Raw genomic sequence first — 9,323 nt, forward strand, 5'->3', positions numbered from 1 at the left:
GACAAGCCTCAGGGCGCCAGCCGGCCGTGGCGCCAGGCGCCCTCATGCAGGCGGTAGTCGAGGCGGTCATGCAGGCGGTCGCTGCGCCCTTGCCAGAACTCCATGCGCTGCGGGCGCAGGCAGTAGCCGCCCCAGTGTTCCGGGCGCGGCACCGGCTGGCCGTCGAAGCGGCTGGTGGTGCTGGTCAGCAGGGATTCCAGTTGCAGCCGGTTGGCCAAGGGCTGGCTTTGCGGCGACGCCCAGGCACCAAGGCGACTGGCCAGGGAGCGTGAATCGAAATACACATCCGACAGCCGCGGCGCTAACCGCGAGACTAATCCTTCGATCCGCACCTGGCGCTCCAGGGCCGGCCAGAAGAAGGTCATGGCGGCCCGGGGATTGGCCGCCAGTTCCAGGCCCTTGGCGCTCTGGTAGTTGCCGAAGAAGGTGAAACCCTCGGCGCTCAAGCCCTTGAGCAACAGCACCCGGCAATGGGGCTGGCCCTGCTCGTCGACCGTGGCCAGGCACATGCTGTTGGCCTCCACCGGCGCCTGCTCGGTGTCGCGGGCCTGTTGCAGCCACTGCTGGAACAGCGGCAGTGGATCGTCCGGCGCGGCCTCGTCGGCCAGGCCATCGCGGCAGTAGTTACGGCGCATCTGGGCCAGGGAAAGCGGCATGAGGGTGATCTCCGTTGGGGTTTTGCGCAGTCTGCGAGGCCGCGCCGGGCATGACCTTGATCGCCATCAACGGCAGTTGCCGATCGCTATCTTCTGTAGCAACTGCGCCGCTCTCTAGACACCCATGTTCCGTAGCCGCTGCCGAGCGCAGCGAGGCTGCGATCGGCTGCGCAGCAGCCGCCAATCCAGGAGACGCGGTATTCCAGGTAGATCCGGTACACAGGCTTTGCGAGGACTGCGTCGGAATGCCGCCCACCTCGATCGCAGCCTCGCAGGCTCGGCAGCGGCTACATGTGGCGCGCCAGCCGCTGCTTCTGTAGGAGCGAAGCTTGCTCGCGATGGTCGTCAACGGTGACGCGCATAACCTGACACCCCGCATCGTTCTCAGGTTCATCGCGAGCAAGCTTCGCTCCTACAGAGGCAATCGAACGTCGGCCGGCCTGCTATTTGAGCCGCAGGCGCCGAGCCAGTTTGTGCAGGTTGCTCGGGTCGACTTCCAGCAAGCGTGCGGCGCGGGCCCAGTTGTTGCGGCAGCGGCTCAGGGCCTGGTGGATCTTCTGCCGCTGATAATCGTCGACGGCTTCGCTCAGGGGCTGGAAGGGTCCGTCGTCGGCCGCCAGTGGCGACGGTTCGAGCGGCTCCGCGCCCTTCACCGAGCTGTCGAGATCGAGCACGTCCGGCTCCAGGGTCAGGATCTGGCTGCGACTGCCGCCACGGCTGAGCTGCTTGAGCGCGGCGCGGCTGATCACGTGTTCCAGTTCCCGCACATTGCCCGGCCAGGGGTAAGCCAGCAGCGCCCGTTCGGCCGCCGGCGACAGGCGCAGGCCACGCAGGCCGAGACGGCTGCGGTTGAGCTCGAGGAAATGCCCGGCCAGCACCAGCACATCCGGGCCGCGTTCGCGCAGCGGCGGGATCGGCACCGGGTACACCGAAAGCCGATGGTACAGGTCGGCGCGAAACAGCCCGTCGCGGATGCTGTCCGGCAGGTGGCGGTTGGTCGCGGCGATGATGCGCACATCCACATGCAGCGGCTTGTCCGCCCCCAGGCGCTGGATCTCGCCGTTCTGCAGGGTGCGCAGCAACTTGGCCTGCACGCTCAACGGCAGCTCGCCGACCTCGTCGAGAAACAGCGTGCCGCCGTTGGCCGCGTCGAAGCGCCCGGCGCGGTCGCTGGTGGCGCCGGAGAAGGCACCCTTGACGTGGCCGAACAGCTCACTCTCGGCCAGGGACTCCGGCAGCGCTGCACAGTTGACCTGCACCAGCGGCTTGTGGGCGCGCCGGGACAGGCGATGCAGGCGGCGGGCGAACAGCTCCTTGCCGACCCCGGTCTCGCCCAGCAGCAACACCGGCAATTCGGAATCGGCGAGCACATCCAGCTCGTTGAGCAACTGATGCAGGACTTCGCTCTGGCCGAGAATCTCGCCCTCCTCCACCGGCCCGCGCGCATCCTGCGGCTCGCTGCGGGACAGGCGCAGGCTGCGGTTCTCCTGCTCCAGGCGGGTGACCCGCAGCGCCGCCTCGATCTGCAGGCTGCAACGCTTGAGCTCGTCGCGGGCCTGGCGGTCGAAGGTGCCGGGGCGCAGCGCGTCGAGGGTGATGGCGCCCCAGACCCGCCCTTCCACATACAGGCTCACGCCCATGCAGTCGTGCACCGCCAGCGGCCCGTTGTCCGGGTGGTCGAGCAGCCCGTCATAGGGGTCCGGCAGGCGGCTGTCGGGCTCGAACCAGGTCGGCTCGCGGGACGCCATGATCGCCGCCAGGCGCGGGTGCTGGGCAATCACAAAGCGCCGGCCGATGGCTTCGTGCACCAGGCCGACGGTGGCCAGCGGCCGCAGGCTGTCGTCGTCCAGGCGCAGCAGGCCCACGGCCCCGGCCTTGAAGTATTCCCGCAGGGTCTGCACCAGACGCTGCAACCGCACGGCATTGGGCAACTCGACAATCAGGTCGGCCGCCAGACTTTCACGCAACATGGTAGTCATCACCCTTTCTGGTGGTTTTAACCCCGTGGTTTCGGGGTCATCCGCACCACGACAAAAAATTAATCCATTATTTTCAAAAAGTTACAGCTGGCATGCCGACTGCAACGGCCCAGGGGAACCGTTGCCACTCCAACAAGGAAAACCTGATGAACCCGACACTGCTGGAACGACCCGCTCCTTCCCAACCAGACGCTTCGAAGCACAACCTCCTGGAGCAAAGCCTCGGCCAACTGGCCTGCGACATCCCCGGCGCCAGCCGGGTGTTTCATGAGTTCAACCTGGACTTCTGCTGCGGCGGGCAGAAAACCCTGCGCGACGCCGCCCTCGGCAAAGGCCTCGACCCGGTGCAGATCGCCGAGGCCCTGCACCTGCTGCAAGACAGCGCCGCCCGGCAGCAGGACTGGCGCGATGAACCGAGCGAGGCGCTGATCGCCCATATCCTCACCCGCTACCACGCCCGCCACCGCGAACAGCTGCCGGAACTGATCCGCCTGGCCTGCCGCGTGGAGCAGGTGCATGGCGCCCGCAGCAGCTGCCCCAACGGCCTGGCCGATCACCTGCGGGACATGCAGCAGGAGCTCGAAGGCCACATGCTCAAGGAAGAACAGGTGCTGTTCCCGATGCTGCAACAGGGCCTGGGCCGCCGGGCCGCGCCGCCGATCCACGTGCTGCGCCTGGAACACGAGCAACATGGCGAGGCCCTGGAGAAGCTGCTGGTGCTGACCGACCACATCACCCCGCCCGCCGACGCCTGCAACACCTGGCGCGCGCTGTACCGCGGGCTGAGCGAATTTCGCGACGACCTGATGCAGCACATCCACCTGGAAAACAACGTGCTGTTCGTCAATGCCCTGAACGCTTGAGCCCCGCCCTCCCGTGCCAGCCCTGTGGCTGGCACGTTCATTCAGCCGTGCCAATAGAACATCGCCTTGGCCAGGACCACGATCAGCAGCATGTGCCCCAGCACGCTGCGGCGGATCCAGCAGGCGCGGCCGGCGCTCAGCCGCGCGGTCTTGAGCCAGTACGCCAGCAACAGGTAATGGCCGATGATGCTCAGGGCCAGGACAATCTTCAGGCTCAACAGGCTGGCGAAACTGCTGCCCAGGGGCTGGCTCAAGGCGCCGCGATGCTGCCAGGCCAGGCCGATACCGGCGCCGTACAACAGCAGCACCACGCCATGCAGGACCTTGCGCGAACGCACCGCGATGGCCTGGTCCGCCGCCACTTGGGCGTCGCTCGCCAGTTGCCGGCGCGCCGTATGCCAGATGCACACCTCGAAGAACAGCGTGCCGATAAAAGCGATGGCCGCCAGCAAATGCGTGACCAGTAACCAGGGGTAGATCATTGCCCTTCTCCTTGCTCTGCGTTCAGGCTCAGCCCGGATGCCCGTCGACCCGCGCCCGCAGCAGCATCGGCCCGTAGCGCCAGACGTACAGGGCAAAGGCCAGGGCCCAGCACAGGCCCGCCAGCCACAACGCCGCCACCGGCAGCCAGAGCACCAGCAGCACCCGGCTGAGGCAGGCCAGGTTGAGCAGGATGAACGCCAGGGTCATGCCCGCCGGCGGTTCCAACGGCCGCCCGGTGTGGCCCAGGCTGACCCGGGCGATCATCGCCAGGATCAGCCCGGCCATGGCGCCGATGGTCAGGCCGTGCAGGGCCAGGCTGGGGTTGAGCGGCGCGCCGAAATGCCACAGCGCCATGCCCAGGCACGCCAGCGCCAGCCAGGCGTAGGCCAGGTGCAGCGACCACAGCAGCGGCACCCGCCACAGCCCGCGGTCCTGCCAGCGCCACAGCCGCAGCAGGTGCCCGGCCGCCAGCAGCAGGAACAGCGCGCCGACCCAGGTATTGGCCACCAGCGCCGGCCCGGCGGCATACAGCAGCGCCACCAAGGCCGAGCCCACCAGCAGCAGATAATCGAGCCACGGCCAGGGCGCCACGGCCGCGACCCGACCGAGGCCGCGCTGGGTGAAAAACGGAATCACCCGCCCGCCGATCAGGCTCATCATCGCCGCCACCAGCCACAGGCCGCTCAGCACGCCCTGGCGCTGCCAGCCTTCGTGACCTTGCAGCAGGCCGGCCACCGACAGGCCATCGGCCGCGGCGAGCAACAGCAGCACCAGGACAATCGGGTAATTACGTTGCTGCCGTACCTTCCACAGCATGCGGCCCATCAACCCAGCCAACGCCAGGGGAAAGCCCAGCTCCAGCACCGCCAGCAGCGGCCAGGGCGCGCTGCCCAGCCAGGCCAGGCGCGCGGCCAGCCAGAGCAGGGCCAGGGCCGCCAGCGGCTTGCCGCAGAGGCCCGGCTGGCCGGTCCAGGTCTGCACCGCGGTCAGCAGGAAGCCGGCGATGATCGCCAGGCCGAAACCGAACAGCAGTTCGTGGCGGTGCCAGCCCAGCCAGCCCCCCGCCGGTTGCCAGTCGCCCAGGGCACCCTGCAGGGCCGTCAGCCACAGCGGCACCACCAGCAGCGCCAGGACACAACCGGCGAGAAAGAACGGCCGGAAGGCCAGGCGTAACAGCGGCACGATCGCCAGCGCTGCACGACGGTCAAGTACTTGCATCAAGCCCACTCCTTTACCCAGCGGCCGACCCGGCGACGGTCGACACGCGGCGAATGAAATCCCCGGCCATCATCGGCCATTGGCGCGCCCTTGCCGTTGTCGCAAATCAAGCTTGCCCGGGATGCGGCGGGCTGTTGTGCCCGCCGTCCTTTCTGGCAGTGCAAGGGGCGTGCCCCGGGGCCCGATCGCAGCCTCGCGCGGCCATAAGCCGGCGGGCCGGGGGTGCGGCTGGCGCGGTACCGGGGTTCGTCTTTCAATGAGCGGGTCAAATTGACCATTCGCTAGTCATTTACACCCGAAATCGCCAGGTCTTTTTGACCACGCAACCGCGGATCCCCCGCGTACAGGGGCCCTGGCGCCTGGCCCGGGTCTTGCTGAACACAGGGCACCCCCATCCCTCCCGAATTACCGGAGCCACCATGAACACCGCCGGAGCCTTCCTGAAAAAAACCCTTCAGCCACTGACGTGGTTTGTCGTCCTCGGCGCGATCCTCGCCCTCGCCAGCCGTGTCGCCCTCGGCCTTGTCTGACAGCCCTGGTCCGGCAGCTCTTGCCTGGCAGCCGCCCTCCCCTCCAAACCATTAAGGATGAATATTCATGGTGCTTCATCGCGTGCATCACCAGATCCTGCGCAGCCATCACCTGTTCGAGCCCCTCAACGAGGAACAGCTGGACGAGTTGATGGCGGCCAGCCAGTTGCTCAGCCTCGACAAGGGTGACCCGCTGTTTCGCCAGGGCGAGCCGGCCGAGGCCTTCTATTTCGTGATCGCCGGCGCGGTGAAGATCTACCGCCTGACGCCGGATGGGCAGGAGAAAGTGTTCGAGGTCATCGGCCCGCGCCAGACCTTCGCCGAGGCCATGATGCTGATGGACACGCCGGACTATGTGGCCTCGGCCGAAGCCATCGGCCCGACCCAGCTCTATCGGCTGTCCAACGACACCTACCTGCGCCTGCTGCAAAGCAACAGCCGCCTGACCTTCGCCCTGCTCGGCAAGCTCTGCGTGCGCCTGCACCAGCGGGTCAACGAGATCGAAACCCTGTCGCTGAAGAACGCCACCCACAGGGTGGTGCGGTATCTGCTGACGCAGTTGATGCAGCTGCAACCGGTGGAGCGCCAGTTCGAACTGCCGATGGCCAAGCAGCTGATCGCCGGCCACCTGGCGATCCAGCCGGAGACCTTCTCGCGGATCATCCGCCGCCTGATCGATGAAAAGATCATCAGCCAGGACGGCCGCCAGATCGTGATTCTCGACCGCCCGCGCCTGGAGCAATTCGAATGAGCGCCGGGCCGGTCTGCCTGTATTGCCAACAGTCCAACCCGCCTCGGCAAAGCGCCTGCCGCCACTGCGGCATGCCGTTGCCGGCCACCGCGGCGCACGCCGAACAACGCCGGTTGCGGCGCTTTACCGGGTTCTGCATCGGTCTGACGCTGTTCTGCGTGGCGATGTTCTTCTGGCTGCCGCGCTCCTAGCGGACGCTTTTGCCTGGAACACCGTTGCGGCCGCTACGCAGCCGATCGCAGCCTCGCAGGCTCGGCAGCGGCTACAGGACCGCGCACGGCTCTGGTCTCTACGTGTAGCCGCTGTCGAGCGTTAGCGAGGCTGCGATCGAGGTGGGCGGCATTCCGACGAAGTCCTCGCAAAACCTATGCGCGAGATTTACCTGAAATAACGCGTTGCCTGATTGGCATTGCGATGCAGTCCCCGCAAGGCCTGCACACCAGGTTTGCCTGGAACCTTGAACCCTTCCCCCTCGCCTGCCCTCGCCGGCGAAGGTGTCCCAGGCGCGGGCAACAGCCGCGGATCTCTTCGCTGGCGAGCCTGGCGCCTGCCGTCGAGGGGTGTTGCGCCTCAAGGCTGGGTCAGCTGTCGATACAACTGCGGCAAACGCAGCGGCAGTTGCTCGGGCTGGCGGATCAGGGTGTAGCCATTGGCGCCGAACATGTACGGCAGGTAAGCCGCTGCTTCGCGGTCGATGGTGATGCAGAACGGCGTCAGCCCCTGGCGGCGCGCTTCCAGCACCGCCTCGCGGGTGTCCTCGACGCCATAGCGGCCTTCGTAGAGGTCGAGGTCGTTGGGCTTGCCATCGGTCAACAACAGCAACAACTTGCGCTGGCGCTTGCAGCCCGCGAGCAGGCGCGTGGCCTGGCGGATCGCCGCGCCCATGCGTGTATAGAACCCCGGCTTGAGCCCCTGGATCCGCCCGCGGGTGTGGTCGTCGTAACGCTGGTCGAAGGCCTTGAGTTCCTGCATGCGCACCTGCTGGCGACGCAGCGAGGAAAACCCGTACAAGGCAAAGTCGTCACCCAGGCCAGCCAGGGTTTCGCCGAACAGCAGCAGGCTGTCGCGGATCACCTCGATCACCCGGTGCTCGTCGTTGAGGTGGGCATCGGTGGACATCGAGACGTCGGCCAGCAGCAGGCACGCCAGGTCACGCCGGGTCTGGCGCTGCTCCATGAACAGGCCGCGCTCGGCGCAGGCGCCATGGGCGCGCTCGACGTGAAAATCCAGCCAGGCCTGCATATCCAGCTCCGAACCCTGGGGCTGCTGGCGCAACCACTGGCGGTCGTTGCGCAGCTGCTGGAACTGCCGCCGCAGCAACTGCGCCGAGGGCTTCAGGCGCGACGGCAGCGGCTGCGCCTGGCAATCGCGCGGCACCAGCATCTGCAGGTTGACGAAAGCTTCCTGCAGCCGCCCCTTGCGATAGTCCCATTCCGGCAAGTGGATGCCCTCGCCCAGGGGAATGTCATCGACATCCGCCGGCGGCAGGTCGAGGTGCAGCTTGAGGCCGCCGCCCTTGCGCAGGCGGGTGCGCGACAGGGTCAGCTCATCCAGGTCGGCGGCGACCCGGGCGGCGTCCGGGTCTTCGCTGTCGTCGGCCCAGCGGTCGAGGTCCACATGCTCGGTCCAGCTGAACAGGTTCTCCAGGCGCAGGATCAGCAGGCCGCCGTCGCGACTGCTGTCCTCGACCCGGCTGGCGCGCTTGCGTCCGCCGGCCTGCTCGCCGGCCGTGGTCGCCAGATCCTCCGGCGAGTCCTCAAGATCGGCGGCCAGCGGGCTGGCCAGGTGCAGCGGTGGGTACAGCCATAACGGCACGGGCCAGGCCGCGCGTTCGCTGCGGGGAAATTCGGCGACACTGCCGGGCTCGCGCAGGGCCTGGCACAAGGCTCGTTCCAGCGCGGCCTCGGGGCGGCTCAGCGAGGCCGGATCGGGGCGCAGTTGCAGATGCGCCTCGACCAGCCGCTGGTAGCGATCCTGCAACGCCGGGTAGCGTTGCAACAGGCGCCGGGTCCAGCGCTGGTTGTCCCGGCCCCAATGACGCATCGGCCCGGACTGCGCCGCCAGCAGGGCCAGCCAGCGATACAGCTCCTCGTTCAACGCCGCCTCGGGAAACACCGCGAGGCTGGCCGGCAGGCGCAGGTTGTCGGCGTCGCACCAGGCCAGGGGCAGTTGCCGGCAAGTGCCGGCGATCTGCTGCAACAGGCTGCGGCGCAACAGCAGGTCGCGCTCGCTGGCCGCCTCGACGCCGCGACCGTCGCCGCCCATGGCCCGCAACAACAGGGCCAGGGCCCGTTGGCGCGGCGCCAGCTCGACCCGCGCCTCGGGAAAATCCACGCTGGCGCGGCGGGTGATGAAACGGTGCCAGACACTGCCGACCCACTCTTCCAGTTCCAGGGTGAAGGCCATGGAACCTCCTTTTTTCCAGTACAGAAAAACGGTCCGATCAACCGGACCGACCTTTTCCAGCGCTATCCAATCTTCGTAGCCGCTGCCGAGCCCGCGAGGCTGCGATCGAGGTGGGCGGCATTCCGACGCAGTCCTCGCAAAGCCTGCGCACGCGGTTTTCCTGAAAGACCGCATGGCCCGGTTTGCGGCCGCTGTGCTGCCGATCGCAGCCTCGCTGCGCTCGGCAGCGGCTACNTCATCGTGCGTTGTCCTGTAGCCGCTGCCGAGCCTGCGAGGCTGCGATCGAGGTGGGCGGCATTCCGACGCAGTCCTCGCAAAACCTGTGCACGCGGTTTTCCTGAAAGACCGCATGGCCCGGTTCGCGGCCGCTGCGCGACCGATCGCAGCCTCGCTGCGCTCGACAGCGGCTACATAGAGATCGTCGTCGTGCCTGTCCT

General features: G+C 67.5%; 8 protein-coding genes. 3 read left to right on the top strand and 5 right to left on the bottom strand.

The window, feature by feature from the left end; translation table 11 throughout:
- Positions 1-8 precede the first annotated feature (8 nt).
- Together pdxH and norR are read right to left on the bottom strand one after the other, a co-directional pair.
- On the bottom strand, positions 9-656 hold the full coding sequence (pdxH, locus tag PVZ78_RS06945; protein WP_273828434.1) for a pyridoxamine 5'-phosphate oxidase: 648 nt from the start codon (positions 654-656) through the stop codon (positions 9-11).
- Between the two features lie 443 nt (positions 657-1,099).
- A complete protein-coding gene (gene norR, locus PVZ78_RS06950; protein WP_029527060.1) occupies positions 1,100-2,626 on the bottom strand; it encodes a nitric oxide reductase transcriptional regulator NorR in 1,527 nt (508 codons plus the stop codon).
- Between the two features lie 155 nt (positions 2,627-2,781).
- On the opposite strand from norR, the gene ytfE reads away from it, so the two are divergent.
- Positions 2,782-3,498 carry an iron-sulfur cluster repair protein YtfE gene (ytfE, locus tag PVZ78_RS06955; RefSeq protein WP_009049461.1) on the top strand — a complete coding sequence of 239 codons (717 nt, stop codon included), beginning with the start codon at positions 2,782-2,784 and terminating at the stop codon, positions 3,496-3,498.
- A 41-nt stretch (positions 3,499-3,539) separates the two neighbouring features.
- On the opposite strand, the gene PVZ78_RS06960 is transcribed toward ytfE, so the two are convergent.
- Both PVZ78_RS06960 and PVZ78_RS06965 read right to left on the bottom strand, forming a co-directional pair.
- Positions 3,540-3,980 carry a CopD family copper resistance protein gene (locus PVZ78_RS06960; RefSeq protein ID WP_016704283.1) on the bottom strand — a complete coding sequence of 147 codons (441 nt, stop codon included), beginning with the start codon at positions 3,978-3,980 and terminating at the stop codon, positions 3,540-3,542.
- A 28-nt stretch (positions 3,981-4,008) separates the two neighbouring features.
- On the bottom strand, positions 4,009-5,199 hold the full coding sequence (locus PVZ78_RS06965) for an NnrS family protein (RefSeq protein ID WP_016704284.1): 1,191 nt from the start codon (positions 5,197-5,199) through the stop codon (positions 4,009-4,011).
- 597 nt (positions 5,200-5,796) lie between these two features.
- Here PVZ78_RS06965 and PVZ78_RS06970 point away from each other — a divergent pair.
- Positions 5,797-6,480 carry a Crp/Fnr family transcriptional regulator gene (locus PVZ78_RS06970; RefSeq protein WP_009049464.1) on the top strand — a complete coding sequence of 228 codons (684 nt, stop codon included), beginning with the start codon at positions 5,797-5,799 and terminating at the stop codon, positions 6,478-6,480.
- A complete protein-coding gene (locus PVZ78_RS06975) occupies positions 6,477-6,671 on the top strand; it encodes a hypothetical protein (protein ID WP_028682730.1) in 195 nt (64 codons plus the stop codon). The genes PVZ78_RS06970 and PVZ78_RS06975 overlap by 4 nt, the downstream gene beginning before the upstream one ends.
- Before the next feature lie 379 nt (positions 6,672-7,050).
- On the opposite strand, the gene PVZ78_RS06980 is transcribed toward PVZ78_RS06975, so the two are convergent.
- Entirely contained in the window at positions 7,051-8,886 is a 1,836-nt protein-coding gene (locus PVZ78_RS06980; RefSeq protein ID WP_273828435.1) for a nitric oxide reductase activation protein NorD, read from the bottom strand.
- Between the last annotated feature and the right edge of the window lie 437 nt (positions 8,887-9,323).

Origin of the sequence: Pseudomonas sp. SBT1-2, assembly GCF_028640875.1 — a bacterium.
Taxonomy (GTDB): Bacteria; Pseudomonadota; Gammaproteobacteria; order Pseudomonadales; family Pseudomonadaceae; genus Aquipseudomonas; species Aquipseudomonas chlororaphis_I.

What these genes read in the sequence shown, in the direction of transcription:
- PVZ78_RS06960 (WP_016704283.1), bottom strand. Translation starts at nt 3,980, where the DNA reads ATGATCTACCCCTGGTTACTGGTCACGCATTTGCTGGCGGCCATCGCT.
- PVZ78_RS06965 (WP_016704284.1), bottom strand. Translation starts at nt 5,199, where the DNA reads ATGCAAGTACTTGACCGTCGTGCAGCGCTGGCGATCGTGCCGCTGTTA.
- PVZ78_RS06975 (WP_028682730.1), top strand. Translation starts at nt 6,477, where the DNA reads ATGAGCGCCGGGCCGGTCTGCCTGTATTGCCAACAGTCCAACCCGCCT.
- norR (WP_029527060.1), bottom strand. Translation starts at nt 2,626, where the DNA reads ATGTTGCGTGAAAGTCTGGCGGCCGACCTGATTGTCGAGTTGCCCAAT.
- pdxH (WP_273828434.1), bottom strand. Translation starts at nt 656, where the DNA reads ATGCCGCTTTCCCTGGCCCAGATGCGCCGTAACTACTGCCGCGATGGC.
- PVZ78_RS06980 (WP_273828435.1), bottom strand. Translation starts at nt 8,886, where the DNA reads ATGGCCTTCACCCTGGAACTGGAAGAGTGGGTCGGCAGTGTCTGGCAC.
- ytfE (WP_009049461.1), top strand. Translation starts at nt 2,782, where the DNA reads ATGAACCCGACACTGCTGGAACGACCCGCTCCTTCCCAACCAGACGCT.
- PVZ78_RS06970 (WP_009049464.1), top strand. Translation starts at nt 5,797, where the DNA reads ATGGTGCTTCATCGCGTGCATCACCAGATCCTGCGCAGCCATCACCTG.